The organism is Piscinibacter gummiphilus (genome assembly GCF_032681285.1).
Taxonomy (GTDB): Bacteria; Pseudomonadota; Gammaproteobacteria; order Burkholderiales; family Burkholderiaceae_C; genus Rhizobacter; species Rhizobacter gummiphilus_A.
In genome coordinates, this window is record NZ_CP136336.1 from 4,429,663 (window position 1) to 4,449,067 (window position 19,405).

A 19,405-nucleotide genomic window follows, 5' to 3' on the forward strand; every position below is an offset into this window, starting at 1 on the left:
GTCGCCCAGGGGCAACGCCGTGGCGGCCACCGTCGGTTTGGCCCCATACTTGCAGGACGTGCGCTCAGAAAGGCGAGACATGAGCGCGTCCCGGCCGGCCGACGACGGCCCCGTTCGAGATGAATCAGACCGACCCACGCGCCCAGGCTGCGTTCGACGCAGCCATGCATCACATCAAGACGACCACGGCCACGGTCGCGGATCGCGTGAGCGACCATCTCGGCGTGCTGGCCTCGGCCGCCACCCGCATCTTCGACCGCGATGCGCTGATCAACACCCAACTCGACTTGCGGCGACACATGAGCACGTTTGTGCTCGTGTTCGCGGACACCCTCGCCAAACGCGTCACGCGGGAGCTGAGCCCCAACCGGGAAACCGGCCGAAGCCTCGCCGAAACCGACTGGCAATCACTGAGCCTCGTCGACGACAGCGAAGTCGAAGAGCAGATGCACGCCGACCGCATCGGCCAGGCCATCAGCCACGGCTGCGAATGGGAGTTGCGCGAGATCGCCTCCTATACCGGCCAGTTGCTGGGGATTGGCCGAGCAGAGCATGAACGCAACCCCCTGCGCGGCGAGGTGCTGGGCGAAGCCATGTACCGGGCGATCACCTCGGTCAGCAACGACCGCGACTGCCGCAAGATCCTGGCCCGTGAGTTGGCGATCGGCATGTCTCGCGTCATGCCGCAGTGCTACGCCGACATCCTGAAAGACTTCCGCGCCCGCGGGATCCAGCCGGTCGGCCTCACCGTGCGCGGCGTCGAAGGACCGGGCAACGAGATTGCCCGCGACCACGTGATCTCCGGCTACGACAAGCTGCGTCGCGAGCACGACCAGTCGACCGGCGGTGGGCATTTCAGCGGAAGTGCCCACGCCCATTTCGAAGACACGAGCACCGGCACGCCCAGCCGATCCGGGCCTGCCACAGGCCGTGGGGGTGGTGCCGGCGTCGGCCCGGGCCTCGCCGGCTTGGCGGGAAGCGGCGGCCCCGGCGGCGCCGGGCAAGGCGCGGGGTTCGCCGGAGGGCCGGGCCAACCTGGTGCCTATGGCGGGCGAGCCACCCCAGGCTCAGCGCCCCCACCAGGCGCAGGCATGGCGCGCGGCGGGGCTGACGGTGTGGGTCGCGGTGGCGTGAGCGGCCGCTCAGGGCCATCGGGCGCTGTCAACCCGGGCGTTCAGGCCGATGCGGAGATGATGGCGCTGATCCGCCGCCTGACCTTCCTCGCCACGCGACCGGCAGACCTGGGAGGACCGACATCTCCTTCCGGCCTGGGCGGCACCAGCGGCTTCGGGAGTGCACGATCCGCGGGCGGCGCCGTCACCGGCGGCAGCGGCTACGGCGATCTCGCCTCCGGCCTGATGGCCGCCAACCTCATCCGCGCGCACCGCGACGAGCTGCGACAGGCGTCCACCGGCGCCCTCGATCACATGGTGATCGACGTGGTGGGCAGCCTCTTCGACCAAATCCTCTCCGACCCGCGCGTGCCGCCGCAGATGGCGCGCCAGATCGCGCGCCTCCAGCTGCCGGTGTTGCGCGTCGCCCTGCAAGACAACAGCTTCTTCTCCTCGCGCAAGCACCCGGTCCGGCGTTTCGTCAACCGCATGGCTTCGCTGGCCGCGGCCTTCGAGGACCTCGACGAAGGCACCGGCAAGCAGTTCATGGCGCGGGTGCGCGAGCTGGTGCAGGAGATCGTCCAGGGCGACTTCGACCAGATCGAGATCTACTCGAGCAAGCTCACAGCGCTCGAGAATTTCGTTGCGCAGCAGGCCAAGGCCGAGGTCGAGGAAACCGCCAAGGCCGTCTCCGTGCTCGATAGCAAGGAATCCGACCTGCGCGTGCAGCAGCGCTACATGCTGCAGCTGCGCACTGCGCTCGGACCGCTGTCGCTGCCCGACTACCTGCGCGACTTCCTGGCCCAGGTGTGGAGCCAGACCATCGCGCTGGCCACCCGCCGCGAAGGCGCCCAGTCCGAGACGGTGCAGCGCCTGAAGCGCGCCGGCCGCGATCTCGTGATGAGCGTGCAGCCCAAGGGCTCGCCCGCGCTGCGCAAGAAGTTCCTCATGCAGCTGCCGCCGCTGATGAAGGACCTGAACGAGGGCATGAAGCTCGTCGGATGGCCCGAGGCGGCGCAGAAAGACTTCTTCGGCAAGCTGCTGCCCGCGCATGCCGATTCGCTGAAAGCGCCACCGCTCACCGAGCTCGACTACAACCTGCTCGCCAAGCAGGTCGAGGGCGTGTTCAACACGCCGGTGCCCGAGCCCGATGCCTTGCTGCGCGACGTGCCGATCTCGAGCACCGCCGGCGCAAGCTCCTCGGCCGTCGCGGCCCTCGAGCCGCATTTCTCCGACACCGAAGCCCAGCAGATCGGCCTCGTCGACGAGACGGCGGTCGACTGGTCGAAGGAAGTCGACATCGATCTGACGGCGGTCGAGCCGGAGCCGGAGCCGGTCAACAGTTCCCCCGACACGCAGCCGGTCGACCTCAACCTCGACCTCGCGGCGCAGCTCGACATCAACCTCGACACCACGGCGGAGCCGGCCGAGCCGACCCAGGGCGTGCAGCTGATGGACCACGTGAAGCTCGGCTTCGCGTACCGCATGCACCTCAACGACCAGTGGCAGAAAGTGCGCCTGAGCTATGTGAGCCCGGGGCGAGCGTTCTTCGTCTTCACCCGCGGCAAGCGCCACACCGAGACGGTGTCGCTCACGGCCCGCATGCTCTCGCGCATGTGCGAGACCGGGCGCTTCAAGGCCTTCGAAAGCTCCTACCTGATCGAGCGGGCGACCGCGCGCGCGCGCAAGCAGCTCGCCGCGCTCACGGCCAACAGCAAATAGCTAAGGCGAGAGCCGCCGCGCCATGCGCAGGGCGGCGATCAGGCTGGACGCATCGGCGCGGCCGGTGCCCGCAATGTCGAACGCGGTGCCATGGTCGGGGCTGGTGCGCACGAAGGGCAGGCCGAGCGTCACGTTCACGCCCTGCTCCACGCCGAGGTACTTCACCGGGATGAGCCCGTGGTCGTGCGTCATCGCCACCACCACGTCGAATTCACCCGGATGCCCAGGGGCATGGCGCGCACGCATGAAGACGGTGTCGGGCGCGAACGGGCCGGTGGCGTCGATGCCCTCGGCCCGTGCTGCCGCAATCGCGGGCGCGATGATCTGCTGCTCTTCGTCGCCGAACAACCCACCCTCGCCCGCATGCGGATTGAGCCCTGCCACGGCGACGCGTGGCGCCGCGATGCCAAAGCGGCGCATGGCGCGATCGGTGATGCGCAGGGTTTCGAGCACCGCGTCGAAGGTCACCGCATCGATCGCCTTGCGCAGCGACATGTGAATCGTCACGAGCACGGTGCGCAGTTCCTCGTTGGCCAGCATCATGCGCACCGGCGGCATCGCTTCGTCCGGGTCGGCGGCCAGCGCCTGGAGCATCTCGGTGTGGCCCGGGAAGCCCACACCGGCCGCCGACAGCGCTTCCTTGTGGATGGGTGCGGTCACGATGCCGCGCGCCTGCCCGGCACGCACCAGGGCCACGGCCTGTTCGATGCACGCGGCGGCGGCCGCTCCGGCCCGCGCATCCACGCGCCCGATGCCCGCGCCCTGCAGATCAGACGGCAACCCACGCGCTTGCAGCAGCGGCACGCAGCGAGGCGGGCACGCAGCCGCATCGCCCGGCTGCTCGATCGTCGCCACGGCCATGCTTTGGCCCAGTTGGGCCACGGCACGCCGCATCACGGCGGTATCGCCCAGGACGAACGCGCCCTGCGCCTCGCCGGCCGCAAACGCCTTGGCGATGATCTCGGGCCCGATGCCGCAGGCATCCCCCATCGTGATGACCAGCGGTGCGGTGCTCACGTCAGGCCGGGTTGTCGATTTCGATGAACTGGTGCTCGAGGCCGAACTTCTCGGCCACGTGCGCCCCGAGTGCCGGAGCGCCGTAGCGTTCGGTCGCATGGTGGCCGCAGGCGAAGAAGGCGACGCCCGTCTCGCGCGCCAGGTGGGCCTGCGGCTCGGAGATCTCGCCGGTGATGTATGCCTCGGCACCGGCCGCGATGGCCGACTCGAAGTAGCCCTGCGCACCGCCCGTGCACCAGGCGATGCGCTGCAAGGTCACCCCGGGACGGCCCTCGACCATCACCGGCTCGCGGCCGAGCCGGTGGGTCAGCATGGTCTTCAAGGCGTCCGTGGTGAGGGGCTGCACTGGTGCACCCACGAAGCCGATGTCCTGCTCGCCGAAGCGTCCGTCGGGCACGAGATGGAGCTGGACCCCGAGCTGCGCGTTGTTGCCGTACTCGTGGTGGGCATCGAGTGGCAGGTGATAGGCATAGAGGTTGATGCCATGCGCCATCAGCAGCTCCACCCGCGCCTTCAGCCAGCCGGTGAGACGGCCATCGTGTCCACGCCAGAAGAGCCCGTGGTGCACGAGGATGGCGTCGGCCTGCTGCTCGATCGCGGCCTCAATGAGCGCGCGGCTCGCGGTCACACCCGAGACGAGTTTCTTCACCTCCGGCTTGCCCTCGATCTGCAAACCGTTCGGCCCATAATCCCGGAACTTCCCCACGTCGAGCAAGGCGCCGAGGTACGTCTCGATGTCAGAGCGTGAGGCCATGAAGATTTCAGGATCGGGTTGATGCGCAGGACGTGGCTCATTTTCTCCCAAGCCGTCACCGTGGCGGTGGCCTTGTGGTTCGTGATCGCGACGCTCAAGCCCGAGTGGATTCGCCGCGACACCGTCTCCGGCCTTCCCGCCGCGGTCTCCATCCTCCAGGCCCCGGCCCTGCCCGCCTCTGCAGTCGCAGCAGGCAGCGTTCCCAGCTACGCGGCAGCGGCGAAGCGCGCCACGCCGGCCGTGGTCAGCATCACGGCCAGCAAGACGCCGCAGCGCAACCCGCAGACCGAAGACCCGTGGTTCCGCTTCTTCTTCGGCGACCAGCCGCAGCGCCAGCAGCAACCCCAGATCGGCCTCGGCTCGGGGGTGATCGTCTCGGCCGATGGCTACCTGCTGACCAACAACCATGTGATCGAAGGTGCCGACGACGTCGAAGTGCAACTCTCCGACGGCCGCCAGGCACGCGCCAAGGTCGTCGGCACCGACCCCGAAACCGACGTGGCGGTGCTCAAGATCTCGCTCGACAAGCTGCCCGTCATCGCCTTCGGCAGCGTCGAATCGGCCCAGGTGGGCGATGTGGTGCTGGCGATCGGCAACCCCTTCGGCGTGGGCCAGACCGTCACCTCCGGCATCGTGAGCGCCCTCGGCCGCAACCAGCTCGGCATCAACACCTTCGAGAACTTCATCCAGACCGACGCGGCCATCAACCCCGGCAACTCGGGCGGTGCGCTGGTCGACGCCCAGGGCAACCTGCTGGGCATCAACACCGCGATCTACTCGCGCTCGGGCGGCAGCATGGGCATCGGCTTCGCCATTCCCGCGAACACCGCGCGGCTGGTGATGGAAGGCCTGATCCGCGACGGCCAGGTCACCCGCGGCTGGATCGGCGTGGAGCCACGCGACCTCACGCCCGAGATCGCCGAGACCTTCAACCTGCCGATCAAGCAGGGCGTGCTGATCACCGGTGTGCTTCAGAACGGCCCGGCCGCCGCGGGCGGCGTGCGCCCGGGCGACGTGGTGGTGAAGGTGGCTGACACACCCGTGGCCAACACGGTGCAACTGCTCGCGGCAGTGGCAGAACTCAAGCCGCAGGCGGCGGCCACGCTGTCGGTGCAGCGCGGCGACCGCACGCTCGAACTCAAGGTGGTGGTGGCGCAGCGGCCCCGCTCAGGGCGACCGCGCGAACGCTGAGCGCCGCACAGGGAGGCGTTCAGGTCGTCGTCTTCTCTTCTGCCGGCTTGTCTTCCGGCGCCTTCGTGTGCCTGATGAACAGCACCGAGGCCCAGATCCCGAGTTCGTACAGGATGCACATCGGGATCGCGAGCGCCAACTGCGAGATCACGTCGGGCGGCGTGACCACCGCGGCGACGATGAACGCCAGCACGATGAAATAGCCGCGAAAGCCTTTGAGACGCTCGATCGACACGATGCCCAGCCGGGCTAGCACGATCACGACGATCGGTACCTCGAAGGCGAGGCCGAACACGATGAAGAGCGTGAGCACGAAACCGAAGTACTGCTCGATGTCCGGCGCGGCGGTGATGCTGGTGGGCGCGAAATTCTGGATGAACTGCGCCATGGCCGGCAGCACCAGGAAGTAGCAGAACGCCACACCCACGAAGAAGAGGATGGTGCTCGACACCACCAGCGGCAGCACCAGGCGCTTCTCGTGCGTGTACAGGCCTGGCGCGACGAAGGCCCAGGTCTGGTACAGCACATAAGGCAGTGCCACGAGGAAGCCTGACATCAGCGTGATCTTGAGCGGCACCAGGATGGGCGAGATCACGTTGGTCGCGATCAGCGTGGCGCCCTTGGGCAAATGCGACACGAGCGGCGCCGCCAGCAGGTCGTACAGCGCACCCGAGCCCGGCCAGACCATCAGGATGCCGAAGCACACGAGGATCGCGATCGTCGCGCGGATCAGCCGGTCACGCAGTTCGACGAGGTGGGCGACGAAAGGCTGCTCGGTCCCGGCCAGCTCGTCGGGTTTTTCTTCTGTGCTCATGCCAGGGAGTTCATGCCGACGAGCCGCTGCGAGGCGGGCGGAAACGCGCCACCCGTGCCGCGCCCGACTGGGCCTTGGCGCGGATGCCGGTGCGCTGCTTGTACCAGAGCGGCATCGCGCTGCGCTTCACGCGCCACTTCTTGCGCGGGTGCTTGTAGACCGGCACGGCGTCGTGCAAGCCGCCGGTGAAGGGGGCCGGCTCGGCGTCGGCCCAGGCGTTCTCGAGCGCGGCGGTGGCCTGGTTGACTTCGCTCGTCACGCTCTGCTCGACGTCGCGCGCTGCATCCTCGAACTGGCCCTTCATCTTCTTGAGCTCTTCCAGTTCGATGGAGCGGTTGACCTCCGCCTTCACATCGGCCACGTAGCGCTGGGCCTTGCCCAGCAGGTGGCCCACCGTGCGGGCGACACGCGGCAGCTTCTCGGGCCCGATGACGATGAGCGCCACCGCGCCGATTAGCGCGAGTTTGTCGAAGCCGAAATCAATCAAGGATCAGGACTTCGTCTTGGCGTCGACGTCGACGGTGTTGTTCGGGTCGCTCGTCTTGTTGACCGTGACCTGCGGGTTGACGGCCGGGGCGTCGCTGCTCGCGCCGTCTTTCATGCCGTCCTTGAAGCCCTTGACGGCGCCGCCGAGGTCGCTGCCGATGTTCTTCAATTTCTTGGTGCCGAACACCAGGACGACGATGGCCAAGACGATGAGCCAGTGCCAGATGCTGAATGAACCCATGTGGATCTCCTGAAGGGAATACGGAAGTTTAGGTGACGCTTACGCGCCAGGGTTCACCCCTTGGCCCAGGGGCGCGGGCCGCCCATGGCATGAAGGTGCAAATGCGGCACTTCTTGGCGCCCGTCGGGGCCGTTGTTGACCAGCACGCGGAAGCCCCCGGTCACGCCGAGCTGCTTCATCAGCACCGGCGCCAGCGCCAGCATGCGCCCGAGCAGCGCCTGGTGCTGCTCGGGCGTGGTGTCGTAGAGCGACTCGATGTGCTCCTTGGGGATCACCAGCACATGCTGCGGCGCCCAGGGTGCGATGTCGTGGAAGGCCAGCAGGTCGTCGTCTTCGTACACCTTGCGGCTCGGGATCTGCCCGGCGACGATCTTGCAGAAGATGCAGTTGGGGTCGTGTCTCGCAGTCATGTCACTTCACGTCCATCGGTTTGCCGTCGTTCCAGTAGATGAAGCCCTTGACGAGGCGGTAGATCGCCCAGATCCCGGCGGCGATCAGGATCGGGATGCCCACCAGCACCCAGACCAGCACCCAGCCGATCACCGCCCACAGCAGGCTCCACCAGAAGGTGCGGATCTGCCAGGTGAAGTGGCTCTCGTACACCGTGCCGGCGGCGTCTTCGCGCTTCACGTAGTTGATGATGATCGCCACGATGGCCGTCAAACCCGTGAACACGCTCAGCGCGTAGAGGATGTAGGTCACCAGCGTGAGTTGCTTGAGGCTCGCAAGCTTCTCGGCGTCGGGGGTCTCGGTCGTCAGGGCGTCAGTCATGGTTGCCTTTCGTCATGGTCGCGCGATTGCACCTTGCGCAGCGCAAACTCTTCCAGACCCGACAGGCCTTCGCGCCGCTCCAGCTCGGCCAGCACGTCAGCAGGTTTCAGGCCAAAGGCAGCCAGCGCGATCATCGAATGGAACCAGAGGTCGGCCACCTCGTAGACGATCTTCTTCGCATCGCCATCCTTGGCCGCCATGACGGTCTCGGTGGCTTCCTCTCCGATCTTCTTGAGGATGGCATCGTTCCCCTTGTGGAACAGGCGGGCCACGTAGCTCTTGTCCGGGTCGCCGCCGCGGCGCGATTCAATGACCTCCGCCAGGCGCGCGAGGGTGTCGTTGCCACTCATTTGTAGATGCTCTCCGGGTCTTTCAGCACGGGCTCGACCGTCTTCCACACGCCATCTTCCAGCTTCTGGAAGAAGCAACTGTGACGCCCGGTGTGGCAGGCAATGCCGGGCTCGTGCCCGAGCTGCGTGACCTTGAGCAGCAGCACGTCGTTGTCGCAATCGAGGCGCATCTCGTGCACCTTCTGCAGGTGGCCCGATTCCTCGCCCTTGTGCCACAGGCGCTTGCGCGAGCGGCTCCAGTAGACGGCTTCACCGCGCTTGACGGTCTCCTGCACCGCCTCACGGTTCATGAAGGCGAACATCAGCACGTCTTGTGTCGTGGCCTCCTGGGCGATCACGGGCACCAGGCCGTCGGCATCCCACTTGATGGCGTCGAGAAAATCCATGCGGCAGTTTACCTATCGGGGTGGCGCCGCTTCATGCGTGGGACCGCTGAAACCACGCTCGGTGGCAAACCATTCGAGCACCGGCACGGTGCCGGGCAGCACGGGTTTCACGTCCACCGGCAGCGTCTGCCAGGCCATGCTCTGGCGCTCGCGCATCTCGAACTCGCCTTGCCACGCGTAGACCTTGCAGAAGTGCAGGCGCACGCGGGCGTGTTCGTAGTCGACGATCTCCACCTTCCAGGGGTGGGCGGCGCCAATCGTGATGCCCAGCTCTTCATGCAACTCGCGCCGCAGCGCCTGCTCGACCGTCTCGCCCACTTCGAGCTTGCCGCCCGGAAACTCCCAATAGCCGGCGTACACCTTGCCCTCGGGGCGCGAGGTCAGGAGGAAGCGCCCGTCTCCATCGATGAGCACCCCCACCGCCACGTCGACGGGCGTTCGTTCACCAGCGGTGCTCATGTCGCGTGCCGCCCGGCGTAGTCCTGCGCAAACTGGAAGGCCACCCGGCCGGAGCGCGAGCCGCGCTCGAGCGCCCACACCAGGCTCTCCTGGCGAGCCGCAGCGATGGCCGGCTCGGGCACGCCCTGGTTGCGCAGCCACTGGGCGACGATCGCGAGGTATTCGTCCTGCGTGAACGGGTAGAAGCTCACCCACAGGCCGAAGCGCTCGCTGAGGGAGATCTTTTCCTCCACCACTTCGCCGGGGTGCACCTCGCCGTCTTCGGTGTGCTGGTAGGTGAGGTTTTCCTTCATGTACTCGGGCAGGAGATGGCGGCGGTTGCTCGTGGCATAGATCAGCACGTTGTCGGACGCCTGCGAGACGGAGCCGTCGAGGATGGACTTGAGCGCCTTGTAGCCCGGCTCGCCCTCGTCGAAGCTCAGGTCGTCGCAGAAGACGACGAAGCGCTCCGGGCGGCCGGCCACGAGGTCAACGATGTCCGGTAGGTCCACCAGATCGGCCTTGTCGACCTCGATCAGGCGCAATCCCTGGCCTGAAAACTCATTGAGGCAAGCCTTCACTAGCGAACTCTTGCCCGTGCCACGGGCGCCGGTGAGCAGAACGTTGTTCGCTGCACGGCGGTTCACAAATTGCTCGGTATTGCGCAGCAGGCGCTCTTTCTGGGGCTCCACCTCGACCAGCGATGCGAGCCTGATGGTGGCCACGTGGCGCACCGGCTCGAGCACCGCGCGGTTGTGGCGACGACGGTAGCGGAAGGCCGTCGACGCCGACCAGTCAGGGGCCTGCAAACCCTGTGGCAGCGCGGCTTCCAGCCGGGTGATGAGGGTTTCGGCGCGTGCAATCAGATGCGTCAGCGAGTCGGTCAACATGGCAGATCAATTGAAACGGAAATAAGGCACGGGCCCGCGATAGTAAGGAGTTGCCATCACGGGTTTTCGAGAGCGGGAAAACGAGACGACCCAAAAACTAAACAGCCGTCCACAATTAGATCGCCTCTTGGTTGTTTGTCTGGGGTGCAGTGCCTGCCAGGGCCCACGGCGTCAGCACCTCCGGCAACGAGTGGCAAACCGGAAGCAGGCGGACGCGCCCGTCTCCGGGTTCTTCCAACCATTGCAGGAGACTCACCACATGAAACGCACCGCCATTCTCGCGAGTGTCGCACTCGCCTCCGTGCTGGCCTGCGGCCAGGCTGCCGCCCAGACGGAACCCATCGTGTTCGTGCACGGCTACAGCGGCAATTCGGGCAACTGGTCGACCATGATCAGCCGCTTCACCGCCAGCGGCTACCCGTCGAACAAGCTGTACGGCTTCAACTACAACTCCTTCCTCAGCTCCGACACCGCCAGCGGTGCCCAGCTCGCCAGCTATGTGAACACGGTGCGCGCCCGCCACGGCGGCGAGAAGATCAGCATCGTCGCCCACTCCAACGGCGGCCTCGTCTCGCGCGCCTACCGCGTGTTCAACGGCGGTTCGTCGCAGATGCGCCGCTTCGTGACCCTTGGCACGCCACACCTGGGCACCACCTCGGCCTACGCCTGCTTCAGCCCGGCCTGCTATGACATGTGGCCCGGCTCGCTCTTCATCCTGCGCCTGGCCGGCCGCGGCTGCGACCGCTCGCTGTGGTCGGCCCTCGACGGTGTGATCATCCCCGCCACCAACGCCATCTGCGGCAACAGCACCCAGGTGGCGCCGGTGAACCACCTGGCCCTGCTGACCGACGGCAGCGTGTACAACGCGGTGCGCGCAGCGCTGCGCTGAGCCACTCCGCCAGCGTTCTCTGAGCCGTTCCCCGCCGGGCCACACCTCCCGTTGCCCGGCGGGCCCCACGCACCATGTCCATGATCCGAACGAGCATTTCAACCCTCGCCCTGGCCGTGCTGCCCGGCCTCACCCTGCTGAGCGCATGCAAGCCCGCCGCGCCCGACACGGCCACAAGCGCGCCCACGCCTGCCAAGCCCGATGCCGTGGCCTTGCTCGACGGCGAGCCGCTCACCCGCCCCCTCCTCGACGAGATCGCCCGCCAGTACGCCGGCTCGGCCAACCCCTACGACGCCCCCACGGCTGCCGCCAGCGCCGCCTCTGCGGCAAGCGCGCCTAGCGTGGGCCGCCAGCGCCTGCTCGACGAACTCGTCGACATCGAACTGCTCGCCCGCAAGGCACGCGAGCACGGCGTCGACAAACAACCCGCCTTCATCGCCGAAAACGAACTGCAGGCCAAGACCATCCTGGCCCAGGCGATGGTGCGCGAGCAGATCGCCGGCTTGCAGGTGACCGACGCCGAGCTGGCCGCCGCCTACGACGAGCGCGTGCCGCCCTACCAGTTCAAGCTGGCCCACATCCTCGTCGCCGAGCAGGCCACCGCGCAGGCCGTGCTCGAACAACTGAAGCAAGGCCGGCCATTCGCCGAGCTGGCCAAGCGTTATTCCATTGACACCGACAACCGCCTGCGCGGCGGCAGCCTCGGGGTCATGCTGATGGACCAGCTGCCCACCGAAATGGGCGCTGCCGTGCGCTACTTGAAGCCCGGCGAGCACGCGGCCCAGCCGGTCCGAACGCCGCAAGGCTGGCACGTGATGCGCCTGGAAGGCCTGGAGCCGCTGGCGCACCGCCCGACGCTCGAAACCGCACGCGTCTGGCTGCACCCGCAGATCGTGCATGCCAAGGTGGAAGCGCAGCAGAAACAATGGCGGCGCGAGGCCAAGATCCAGTTGGCCGAATCGCCATGAGCCCCAGCGCCTTCCGCGTCGTGCTGATCGCCGCCTCGCTGGGCGCGGTGGGCATCGGCTCGTGGCTGGCCACGTCGGGCCGTGCGGACACCGACGCGGCGCCGGCCAGCACCGGCGCCTCGCCGGCCGGCGCCCTCGCCCGCAGCGGCGTCGCACCGCCCGCCGCGCACACCGACAGCGTGCCGCGCACCATCGAAGAGGCTTCCCGACTGCTCGAGCTCGGTGCCTCGGGCGATCTGACTGTCGACATGAACACCCGCGCCGCGCTGGATGTGCTGCTCGGCCTGCTTGGCCCCGAGGCCACGCCGGCCGACTTCCAGCGGCTCGAAGATGCACTTCGCCGCTCCATGCCGGGCGAGGCCGCGACACAGGCCATCGCGCTCGTGCGGCATTACGACGCCTACCAACGTGCGGCCACCACTCAGGCCGCCGAGCAACAGCCCCCCGCCAGCCCCGAAGAGCTGAAGGCCCTGCTCGACAAGACCATCGCCCTGCGCCGTCAGCATTTCGACGAGCCCACCGCACGCGCCCTCTTCGGCGCCGAAGAAGAACTCACCCGGCTCGACATGGCGATGAACGCCATCCAGGCCGACCCCAAGCTCTCGGCGCAGGAAAAGGCCACGCAGATCAGCGCCCTGCGCGAACGCATGCCGCGCGACCTGCCGGGACTGCAGGCGCCGGTGGCGGCGTCGTTCGGCGAGCTGGACACCCAGGTGGCTGCCCTGCGCCAGCAAGGCGCAACTCCCGCGCAGATCGAGCAGTTGCGCCAGCGCTACCTCGGCGAAGAAGCGGCCAAGGCCATGACCGAGATGGAAGCCCAGCGCGCCCAGTGGGAGTCGCGCTACCAGGCCTACGCCCAGCAGAAGAAGGCCATCGTCGCCAGCGCATCGCCCGACATGGCCGCCCAGCTCGACGCCGCGCTGCGCCAGCACTTCAAGGAAGAAGAACTGGCCGCCGCCCGCGCCTACGACCGCAACCGCACCTCCACACCATGAGAGCCTTCGCCCTACTTCTGATTTGCACCAGCGTCGCGGCGCCAGCCGCCTGGGCCGCCGACGCCGCCTTGCCACCCGGCGCCGCCGCGCTGGTCAACGGCCAGCCCCTCAGCCGAGCCATGCTCGACGAGCTGGCGCGCGCGCGCGCCGCCAATGGCGCCCCAGCCGAGATGCAAGAACGCCGTCGCATGCTCGACGACCTCGTCGACATGGAGCTGCTGAGCCAGCGCGCCAATTCGAGCGGCGTGGCCGCGCGAGCGCAGACCCGCGCCGAACTCGAACTCGCCCACAAGACGCTGCTCGGCCAACGCTTGCTGCAGCAGATGGCCGCCGAGATGCCCATCGCCGAGGCCGACATCCAGGAGCGCTACCGCACGCTGCAGCTCGACGTGCAGATCGACGCCAGCCACATCCTCGTGAAAGACGAGACAACGGCGCGCGACCTGATCGCCCAGCTCGACCGTGGCGCCTCGTTTGCGGCGCTCGCGCGCAAGCACACGCTCGACACCGAGACCGTGCCGCGCGGCGGCGCGCTGGGCAGCATGTCGGTCAGCCAGCTGGTGCCGCCCTTCGCCGCGGCGGCGCAAGCGCTGAAGCCGGGGCAATACACGCGGCAACCCGTGCAGACGGAGTTTGGCTGGCATGTGATCCGCCTCACGTCGATCCAGACGCAGCCCAAGCCACCTTACGAGAAGGTGAAGGCCGAGATGCGCAAGCAGATCGCCACCGAGCGCCTGCAGGCGCAGGTGGCTCAGTGGCGCAAGGAAGCGAAGCTGACGGTGTTGCAGGCGCCCTGAGCCGGGCGCCCGCGCCCCGCTCAGGCGGGGACGAGCAGCGCGAGCGCGCCGTCGAGGTGCTCGGTGGGCATGCGCTTGAAGCCCGAGCGGGCATAACGCTGCAGGCGGCCGACGGCGAAGCCCGTCAGCACCGACGACTGTGCATTCGCATCGACGGTCGGCGTCTGCGAGCCGGCCGATTCGGCGGCCAGGCGCAGGCTCTGGCGCAACTGCGATTCGATGCGGTCGAAGAACTGGTTCATGCGCGAGACCAGGCGCTCGTTCTCGAACACCAGCGCATCGCCCACCATCACGCGGGTCATGCCGGGGTTCTTTTCGCCGAACTGCAGCAAGACCGACAGGATCTTCTGCGCCTGCACCTTGCCGCTGGTCTCACGTTCGCCGATCTGGTTGACGAGGGTGAAGACGCTCTGCTCGATGAACTCGATCAGGCCTTCGAACATCTGCGCCTTGCTGGCGAAATGGCGATAAAGCGCCGCTTCCGAAACTTCGAGCTTGGCGGCCAAGGCGGCCGTGGTGATGCGCTCGGCGCCCGGTTGCTCGAGCATGCTGGCCAGGGTGTGCAGGATCTGCACGCGGCGCTCGCCAGGCTTGGGCCGCTTGCGACCCGTTTCGGCCACGGCGGCGGTGGATGGCGCGTTCGCTTCTTCAGGCAGGGTGGCGTCGGTCATCTCGTCGTTCTAGCCTTGTTTAGTCACAAGGCAAGCAGGGTCTTGAGCGAACGAATTCTTGCATAGACATAGGAGGGAGCAGGGCATGGGTGAACACCAACTTCCATGCGGTTGTTCACACTCTTCCTCGCCTCATGAAGGTAGCGCCGCATCCAGATGCCCTTCATGCCGATGCCATGCGCGGCCTTCTGATGCTGCAAGGTGTCTTCCACCAAAACGCAGCGGCTGGGCGGCACTTTGAGCTGCGCCGCAACATGCCGCAGCATGCGCGCGTCGGGCTTGGGCCGCAGGTGGCCGAACATCTGCATCTCGTCGATGGTGATGACGCCGTCGAAGAAGTCGATGAGCTTGAGCGCGTTGAGCACGCGCAGTGCGTAGGCACGCGGCGCGTTGGTCAGGATGTACTTGCGGCCCGGCAGGCGCTTCAACACCGCGCGGTCATGGGCGCTCATGCGCAGCTGTGCCTCGAGGCCGGGCAGTTGGTGCGTCTCTTCGAGGAAGTGGCTCGCCTTCACGCCGTGGTGTCGGATGAGGCCGAGCAGCGTGGCCCCATAACGCCGCCAGTACTGGGCGCGCAGCGCCGAGGCGTCTTCGAACGAGAGGTCGAGGTACTTGGCAACGTAGTCCGTCATGCCTCGGTTGATGCCCGGCATCGACGCATGGCTCGCGTCGTGCAGGGTGTCGTCCAGATCGAAGAGCCAGACGCGCTGGCGGCGTTGAAGACTCAATGCGACCTGATCATCGTGCCGTAAGCCTGCTCGGTCAGGATCTCGAGCAGCATCGCGTGCGGCACACGCCCGTCGATGATGTGCACGGAGTTCACGCCGTTCTTGGCGGCATCGAGCGCCGACTGGATCTTGGGCAGCATGCCGCCGCTGATCGTGCCGTCGGCAAACAGCTCGTCGATCTCGCGCGCCGAGAGATTCGTGAGCAGCTTGCCGTTCTTGTCGAGCACGCCGGGGATGTTGGTCAGCATGATGAGCTTCTCGGCCTTGAGCACTTCAGCCAGCTTGCCGGCCACCACGTCGGCGTTGATGTTGTAGTTCTCGTTCTCGGCGCCGAAACCCAAGGGCGAGATGACGGGGATGAACTGGTCGTCCTGCAGCGCCTTCACGACCGACGGGTCGATCGATTCGATCTCGCCCACCTGGCCCACGTCATGCACCTTGCTCGGGTCCTTGTGGTCGACCATCTTCAGCTTGCGGGCACGGATCAGCCCGCCATCGCGCCCGGTCAGGCCCACCGCCTTGCCGCCAGCCACGTTGATGAGGCCCACGATGTCTTGCTGCACCTGCCCGGCCAGCACCCACTCCACGACTTCCATCGTCTCTTCATCGGTGACGCGCATGCCCTGGATGAAGGTGCCCTTCTTGCCGATCTTGGCCAGCGCGTCTTCGATCTGCGGGCCGCCGCCGTGCACCACCACCGGGTTCAGGCCGACCAGCTTGAGCAGCACCACGTCTTCGGCGAAGTCCTGCTGCAGCTCGGGGTCGGTCATCGCGTTGCCGCCGTACTTGATGACGATCGTCTTGCCGTGGAACTTGCGGATGTACGGCAGGGCCTGGGCCAGGATCTCCGCCTTGTCGCGCGGCGCGATGTTGGCCAGCTCGGCGGTGTGGGGGGCAGCGGTGCTCATGGGCGGCGCGAGGTGAGAGTTGGATGCGGCAAATTGTAGGGGTCGACCGTTTCACTGCGGCTGGCGCGCGCCGTCCTCCTACAGATGAAAAGGGCGACCGCTGCGACACTGCGCGCCATGTTCATGCTCCGATTCGCCCCACGCGCACTCGCCCTGGCCCTCGCTGCAGGGCTGTGCGCCTTGGCGGCGGCGCAAGAGCCTGCCCCAGCCACGCCGCCGGCGCCACCCGCCCCGGCGGAGCCCGCAGCCTCGGCCCCCACCCTGCCGGCGGACTCCACCGCGCCCGAAGCGGTGCCCGAGAGCGAGACCGGCCCGGTCGACAAGCTCAAGCAGCGCGTCGAAGACACGCTCGATTCGTGGGAGGAGTTCCTCAACGAGCTGCTGGTCGACGCGCTCGGCCCCAACTACGAGCGGCGCTACCGTGTCTTCGGCCAGAAGAAGACGGTCGACCTGGGCAAGCGCTGGATGCTCTCGCTCGACGAACGCCAGACCGGCCTGCTGAACAGCGCCGGCACCGGCATCCCTGCTGCGGGCCGGCCCTCGCGCACCTACGAGCTGACGCACGTCGGCAAGGTCAACGACGTGCGCTTCTACAACCAGCACGACGGCACCGGCCTGGAAAACGGCGGCTCCATCAGCACCACGCTCGGCCACGGATTTTCGCTGCAGACGAGCGGCCGGCACCTGCACGACGACACCGTCAACGTCGCCCGCACCGACGCCCAGCTCGGCCTGCGATACGGCCCGGGCGACCTGTGGGTCGAAGGCTTCGTGCACCACGCGCAGCTCGAAGACCGCAGCCTGCTCCAACCCTGGGCCGACCGCGAACCCAAGGCCAACTTCGGCGGCGTGCAGGCGAAGTGGGAAGCGGCCCCCGGCCTCGCCTTCAGTGCCCAGCACCAGCGCGCCATCAAGCCCGAGATGGCGCCGGGCGACGAACGCCTGGCCGACGCCCGTACCGAGTTCGGCGCGGACTACCGCCCCGGTGGCCAGTGGAGCGGCTCGCGCGTGTACTGGCGCGAAGCCCCGCAGCTCGGGCTGCTGTCGTCCACGGGGGTCGACGAGCGCACCACCTACAAGCGCGTGATCGGCGGCGAAGTGCCCGAGGGCTCGAAGGACGGCATGGTCTACGCGCAGGTGCGCCACCAGAGCCTGGCCTCGGACGAAGACGCACTGCTCGTGGTCGGCTGGCGCCACACGCACACGCTCGCGCCCAAGTGGGAATCGCAGTCGCTCATCGAATCGGGCATTCCCATCGCGGGCGACGCGCTGCGCTCGACGCTCTTCGACCTGCGCATCCAGCACAACGACTTTCCCCGCCGCGCACTGGGCACCGAGCTGCAGGCCGTGCGCACGCCGATCCGCAACAGCGACTTCGCCAGCGCCGACTACACGCAGCGCGTCGGGCAGAACATGCTCTTCGTCACCCGCGCCAGCGCCACCGAGCTGAAGTCGACGCTCCCGAGCGAGACCCCCTTGGTCTTCGGCGACGCCAGCATGGGCCTGGGCTGGCAGGAGCCCGAGGAGCGCAAGCTCAGCACCTTCTGGCGATTCACGGTGCTGGCCCGCGAGCCCAAGCAAGACGGCGTCACGGCGCCGGGTGCCGCGAAGCGCCGCGCACGCATCGCCTTCGGTGAACTCGAATACCAGCCGACGGAAAAGCTCGATCTGCTGCTGCGCGGCTCACGCCGCTGGGACCGCGACGAATCGTTCCAGGGCGGCGCCCAGCGCATCACAGATCTCTACGTGCTGCGCCCCACCTATCAGCTCGACAGGCGCTGGCGCTTCGGCTTCCACGTCGCCAACTGGAAAGACGAGTTCTACGGTGTGCAGCGCGGCTACGGGGCCGAGCTGTCCGTGCAGATGAAGCGCAAGATCGTGCTCGCGCTCGGCTACAACGCGAAGGGCATCGACGACGGCGAAATCGCCGCCGACGACCGCCTCGGCAAAGGCTTCAAGCTGCGCCTGTACATCCCGACCGAGGCCACCCTCAAGTACTGGCTGCGCTCGGCACGTGGCGAAGAAAAACCCGCCAACGTGCGCTGAGCGCGCGTGCTCTCAACCCCTTCTCACAGCCCCTTCTGCGGCGTGATCAGGTACTTGGTGCCCGTCGCCTGCTTGCCGTAGGCGTTGATCGCCTCCAGCGACAGCGCCTCGGCCAGCGACACCTCGCGGGTGTAGTGGCTGGCGAAGGTGGTCTTGAGTTCGGCCGCCACACGCTCGCGCAGCTTCTGCGCATCGGCGAAACCGATCTTCTGCAGGAAGGGCGTCAAGAGCCAGCCGCCCACGCCCCACTGCATGCCGAAGCTGCGGTTGAGTTCCGTCGGGCTGCGGTCGAGGCCGCCGTAGATGTAGACCTGCTTGTGGACGTTGGAGCCGTATCGGCTGTATTCCTTGGCGTTGGCGTTGGCCGCAGCTTCCATGCAGGTGAGCACCTGGCCGGCGAGCTTGCCGCCGCCGATGGCGTCGAAGCACAGCGTGGCGCCGGTCTCGATCAGCGCCTTCGTCAGGTCTTCCATGAAGCTCGGGCTGCTGGAGTCGACGATGTACTTCGCGCCGATCTTCTTCAGGATCTCGGCCTGCTCGGGCTTGCGCACGATGTTGACGAGCGCGATGCCGTCTTTCATGCAGATCCTGTTGAGCATCTGGCCGAGGTTCGACGCGGCGGCGGTGTGCACCAGCGCCTTGTGGCCTTCGCGGCGCATCACCTCGGTCATCGAGAGCGAGGTGAGCGGGTTCACGAAGCACGAGGCGCCTTCGGCGGCGGTGGTGCCCGCCGGCAGCAGCAGGGCCTGCTTGGCCTTCACGGCGCGGTATTGCCCGTACATCGCGCCGCCGAGGATGGCGACCGTCTTGCCGACCAGCGCCTGCGCCTCGGGCGACGAGCCGGCCTTCACCACGGTGCCGGCGCCTTCGTTGCCGACGGGCATCGACTCGTCGAGGCGGCCGGCCAGGCCGCGCATCATCTTCTCGGGCACCTGGGCGGTGATCACCGGGTTGGCCGCGGTGCCGGAAGCCTTGGCGGTCGACATGTCGGCCAGGCCGAAGAGCAGCGCCAGGTCGGACGGGTTGATCGGCGTGGCCTCCACGCGCACCAGCACCTCGTCGTCGGCCGGTTGTGGCACGGGCACGTTCTGCAGCGAGAGTTCGAGTTCGCCGCTCTTCTTGACGAGCGAGCGCAGTTGCAGCGCGGTGGCGGGAATGGTGGGGGTGCTCATGCAGGTCTCCTCTGTGGCCCAAATGGGATGGGAAAGAGGCGCAGTGTAGGAAGCGCGAT

21 protein-coding genes and 2 pseudogenes are annotated in these 19,405 nt (G+C 67.5%); 7 read left to right on the top strand and 16 right to left on the bottom strand.

What is annotated here, in order from left to right; translation table 11 throughout:
* Positions 1 to 119 precede the first annotated feature (119 nt).
* Positions 120 to 2,834 (top strand): DUF1631 family protein, encoded by a 2,715-nt coding sequence (locus RXV79_RS20815; RefSeq protein WP_316700016.1) that lies wholly within the window; start codon positions 120 to 122, stop codon positions 2,832 to 2,834.
* Here the strand turns inward: RXV79_RS20815 and pdxA are convergent, their stop codons facing one another.
* Both pdxA and RXV79_RS20825 read right to left on the bottom strand, forming a co-directional pair.
* Positions 2,835 to 3,851, bottom strand: coding sequence for a 4-hydroxythreonine-4-phosphate dehydrogenase PdxA (gene pdxA / locus RXV79_RS20820; RefSeq protein WP_316700017.1), 1,017 nt, complete (start codon positions 3,849 to 3,851; stop codon positions 2,835 to 2,837).
* Between the two features lies 1 nt (position 3,852).
* Positions 3,853 to 4,605, bottom strand: coding sequence for a Nif3-like dinuclear metal center hexameric protein (locus RXV79_RS20825; RefSeq protein ID WP_316700018.1), 753 nt, complete (start codon positions 4,603 to 4,605; stop codon positions 3,853 to 3,855).
* A 21-nt stretch (positions 4,606 to 4,626) separates the two neighbouring features.
* Here RXV79_RS20825 and RXV79_RS20830 point away from each other — a divergent pair, with 21 nt between their 5' ends.
* The gene (locus RXV79_RS20830; protein ID WP_316700019.1) at positions 4,627 to 5,796 is read left to right on the top strand and encodes a S1C family serine protease; all 1,170 of its coding nucleotides are present in this window, start codon (positions 4,627 to 4,629) and stop codon (positions 5,794 to 5,796) included.
* Positions 5,797 to 5,815: 19 nt separating this feature from the next.
* Here the strand turns inward: RXV79_RS20830 and tatC are convergent, their stop codons facing one another.
* The 10 genes and pseudogenes from tatC to RXV79_RS20875 form a co-directional block, all read right to left on the bottom strand.
* Positions 5,816 to 6,610 (bottom strand): twin-arginine translocase subunit TatC, encoded by a 795-nt coding sequence (gene tatC / locus RXV79_RS20835; RefSeq protein WP_316700020.1) that lies wholly within the window; start codon positions 6,608 to 6,610, stop codon positions 5,816 to 5,818.
* A 10-nt stretch (positions 6,611 to 6,620) separates the two neighbouring features.
* A pseudogene (tatB, locus tag RXV79_RS28210) lies at positions 6,621 to 6,791 on the bottom strand (twin-arginine translocase subunit TatB); the annotation flags it as partial.
* A gap of 77 nt (positions 6,792 to 6,868) precedes the next feature.
* Positions 6,869 to 7,097, bottom strand: a pseudogene (gene tatB / locus RXV79_RS28215) (Sec-independent protein translocase protein TatB); the annotation flags it as partial.
* A gap of 3 nt (positions 7,098 to 7,100) precedes the next feature.
* Positions 7,101 to 7,337, bottom strand: coding sequence for a Sec-independent protein translocase subunit TatA (tatA, locus tag RXV79_RS20845; RefSeq protein ID WP_316700022.1), 237 nt, complete (start codon positions 7,335 to 7,337; stop codon positions 7,101 to 7,103).
* A 53-nt stretch (positions 7,338 to 7,390) separates the two neighbouring features.
* The gene (locus RXV79_RS20850; protein ID WP_316700023.1) at positions 7,391 to 7,747 is read right to left on the bottom strand and encodes a histidine triad nucleotide-binding protein; all 357 of its coding nucleotides are present in this window, start codon (positions 7,745 to 7,747) and stop codon (positions 7,391 to 7,393) included.
* A 1-nt stretch (position 7,748) separates the two neighbouring features.
* On the bottom strand, positions 7,749 to 8,108 hold the full coding sequence (locus RXV79_RS20855) for a DUF4870 family protein (RefSeq protein ID WP_316700024.1): 360 nt from the start codon (positions 8,106 to 8,108) through the stop codon (positions 7,749 to 7,751).
* Positions 8,105 to 8,458, bottom strand: coding sequence for a phosphoribosyl-ATP diphosphatase (locus tag RXV79_RS20860; protein WP_316700025.1), 354 nt, complete (start codon positions 8,456 to 8,458; stop codon positions 8,105 to 8,107). Before RXV79_RS20860 ends, RXV79_RS20855 begins: the two co-directional genes overlap by 4 nt.
* Positions 8,455 to 8,844, bottom strand: coding sequence for a phosphoribosyl-AMP cyclohydrolase (gene hisI, locus RXV79_RS20865; RefSeq protein ID WP_316700026.1), 390 nt, complete (start codon positions 8,842 to 8,844; stop codon positions 8,455 to 8,457). The genes RXV79_RS20860 and hisI overlap by 4 nt, the downstream gene beginning before the upstream one ends.
* Positions 8,845 to 8,856: 12 nt before the next feature.
* Positions 8,857 to 9,303 (bottom strand): NUDIX domain-containing protein, encoded by a 447-nt coding sequence (locus tag RXV79_RS20870; protein ID WP_316700027.1) that lies wholly within the window; start codon positions 9,301 to 9,303, stop codon positions 8,857 to 8,859.
* The gene (locus RXV79_RS20875) at positions 9,300 to 10,172 is read right to left on the bottom strand and encodes an ATP-binding protein (protein WP_316700028.1); all 873 of its coding nucleotides are present in this window, start codon (positions 10,170 to 10,172) and stop codon (positions 9,300 to 9,302) included. The genes RXV79_RS20870 and RXV79_RS20875 overlap by 4 nt, the downstream gene beginning before the upstream one ends.
* Before the next feature lie 259 nt (positions 10,173 to 10,431).
* Between RXV79_RS20875 and RXV79_RS20880 the strand changes: the two genes are divergently transcribed.
* From RXV79_RS20880 to RXV79_RS20895, 4 genes are all read left to right on the top strand, one after another.
* Positions 10,432 to 11,061 carry an esterase/lipase family protein gene (locus tag RXV79_RS20880; protein ID WP_316700029.1) on the top strand — a complete coding sequence of 210 codons (630 nt, stop codon included), beginning with the start codon at positions 10,432 to 10,434 and terminating at the stop codon, positions 11,059 to 11,061.
* A gap of 74 nt (positions 11,062 to 11,135) precedes the next feature.
* Entirely contained in the window at positions 11,136 to 12,029 is an 894-nt protein-coding gene (locus RXV79_RS20885) for a peptidylprolyl isomerase (RefSeq protein ID WP_316700030.1), read from the top strand.
* Positions 12,026 to 13,024, top strand: coding sequence for a lipase secretion chaperone (locus tag RXV79_RS20890; RefSeq protein WP_316700031.1), 999 nt, complete (start codon positions 12,026 to 12,028; stop codon positions 13,022 to 13,024). Before RXV79_RS20885 ends, RXV79_RS20890 begins: the two co-directional genes overlap by 4 nt.
* Positions 13,021 to 13,821: a peptidylprolyl isomerase gene (locus tag RXV79_RS20895; protein ID WP_316700032.1), complete on the top strand. Its 801-nt coding sequence runs from the start codon at positions 13,021 to 13,023 to the stop codon at positions 13,819 to 13,821. Before RXV79_RS20890 ends, RXV79_RS20895 begins: the two co-directional genes overlap by 4 nt.
* Before the next feature lie 20 nt (positions 13,822 to 13,841).
* Here the strand turns inward: RXV79_RS20895 and slmA are convergent, their stop codons facing one another.
* Genes slmA through argB form a run of 3 tightly spaced genes read right to left on the bottom strand, consistent with a single transcriptional unit; the run spans position 13,842 to position 16,128 of the window.
* Positions 13,842 to 14,492, bottom strand: a complete 651-nt coding sequence (gene slmA, locus RXV79_RS20900) for a nucleoid occlusion factor SlmA (protein ID WP_316700033.1) — start codon at positions 14,490 to 14,492, stop codon at positions 13,842 to 13,844.
* A 23-nt stretch (positions 14,493 to 14,515) separates the two neighbouring features.
* On the bottom strand, positions 14,516 to 15,220 hold the full coding sequence (locus tag RXV79_RS20905; RefSeq protein WP_316700034.1) for a pyrimidine 5'-nucleotidase: 705 nt from the start codon (positions 15,218 to 15,220) through the stop codon (positions 14,516 to 14,518).
* Positions 15,217 to 16,128, bottom strand: coding sequence for an acetylglutamate kinase (gene argB, locus RXV79_RS20910; protein ID WP_316700035.1), 912 nt, complete (start codon positions 16,126 to 16,128; stop codon positions 15,217 to 15,219). The genes RXV79_RS20905 and argB overlap by 4 nt, the downstream gene beginning before the upstream one ends.
* A gap of 117 nt (positions 16,129 to 16,245) precedes the next feature.
* On the opposite strand from argB, the gene RXV79_RS20915 reads away from it, so the two are divergent.
* The gene (locus tag RXV79_RS20915) at positions 16,246 to 18,174 is read left to right on the top strand and encodes a hypothetical protein (RefSeq protein WP_316700036.1); all 1,929 of its coding nucleotides are present in this window, start codon (positions 16,246 to 16,248) and stop codon (positions 18,172 to 18,174) included.
* 23 nt (positions 18,175 to 18,197) lie between these two features.
* On the opposite strand, the gene RXV79_RS20920 is transcribed toward RXV79_RS20915, so the two are convergent.
* Positions 18,198 to 19,346, bottom strand: coding sequence for a zinc-binding dehydrogenase (locus RXV79_RS20920; RefSeq protein ID WP_316700037.1), 1,149 nt, complete (start codon positions 19,344 to 19,346; stop codon positions 18,198 to 18,200).
* Positions 19,347 to 19,405 lie beyond the last annotated feature (59 nt).

Excerpts from the sequence above, each read along its gene's own strand:
- RXV79_RS20815 (WP_316700016.1), top strand. The coding sequence starts at position 120 with ATGAATCAGACCGACCCACGCGCCCAGGCTGCGTTCGACGCAGCCATG.
- RXV79_RS20825 (WP_316700018.1), bottom strand. The coding sequence starts at position 4,605 with ATGGCCTCACGCTCTGACATCGAGACGTACCTCGGCGCCTTGCTCGAC.
- RXV79_RS20830 (WP_316700019.1), top strand. The coding sequence starts at position 4,627 with ATGCGCAGGACGTGGCTCATTTTCTCCCAAGCCGTCACCGTGGCGGTG.
- tatC (WP_316700020.1), bottom strand. The coding sequence starts at position 6,610 with ATGAGCACAGAAGAAAAACCCGACGAGCTGGCCGGGACCGAGCAGCCT.
- tatA (WP_316700022.1), bottom strand. The coding sequence starts at position 7,337 with ATGGGTTCATTCAGCATCTGGCACTGGCTCATCGTCTTGGCCATCGTC.
- RXV79_RS20850 (WP_316700023.1), bottom strand. The coding sequence starts at position 7,747 with ATGACTGCGAGACACGACCCCAACTGCATCTTCTGCAAGATCGTCGCC.
- RXV79_RS20855 (WP_316700024.1), bottom strand. The coding sequence starts at position 8,108 with ATGACTGACGCCCTGACGACCGAGACCCCCGACGCCGAGAAGCTTGCG.
- RXV79_RS20860 (WP_316700025.1), bottom strand. The coding sequence starts at position 8,458 with ATGAGTGGCAACGACACCCTCGCGCGCCTGGCGGAGGTCATTGAATCG.
- hisI (WP_316700026.1), bottom strand. The coding sequence starts at position 8,844 with ATGGATTTTCTCGACGCCATCAAGTGGGATGCCGACGGCCTGGTGCCC.
- RXV79_RS20870 (WP_316700027.1), bottom strand. The coding sequence starts at position 9,303 with ATGAGCACCGCTGGTGAACGAACGCCCGTCGACGTGGCGGTGGGGGTG.
- RXV79_RS20875 (WP_316700028.1), bottom strand. The coding sequence starts at position 10,172 with ATGTTGACCGACTCGCTGACGCATCTGATTGCACGCGCCGAAACCCTC.
- RXV79_RS20880 (WP_316700029.1), top strand. The coding sequence starts at position 10,432 with ATGAAACGCACCGCCATTCTCGCGAGTGTCGCACTCGCCTCCGTGCTG.
- RXV79_RS20885 (WP_316700030.1), top strand. The coding sequence starts at position 11,136 with ATGTCCATGATCCGAACGAGCATTTCAACCCTCGCCCTGGCCGTGCTG.
- RXV79_RS20890 (WP_316700031.1), top strand. The coding sequence starts at position 12,026 with ATGAGCCCCAGCGCCTTCCGCGTCGTGCTGATCGCCGCCTCGCTGGGC.
- RXV79_RS20895 (WP_316700032.1), top strand. The coding sequence starts at position 13,021 with ATGAGAGCCTTCGCCCTACTTCTGATTTGCACCAGCGTCGCGGCGCCA.
- slmA (WP_316700033.1), bottom strand. The coding sequence starts at position 14,492 with ATGACCGACGCCACCCTGCCTGAAGAAGCGAACGCGCCATCCACCGCC.
- argB (WP_316700035.1), bottom strand. The coding sequence starts at position 16,128 with ATGAGCACCGCTGCCCCCCACACCGCCGAGCTGGCCAACATCGCGCCG.
- RXV79_RS20915 (WP_316700036.1), top strand. The coding sequence starts at position 16,246 with ATGTTCATGCTCCGATTCGCCCCACGCGCACTCGCCCTGGCCCTCGCT.
- RXV79_RS20920 (WP_316700037.1), bottom strand. The coding sequence starts at position 19,346 with ATGAGCACCCCCACCATTCCCGCCACCGCGCTGCAACTGCGCTCGCTC.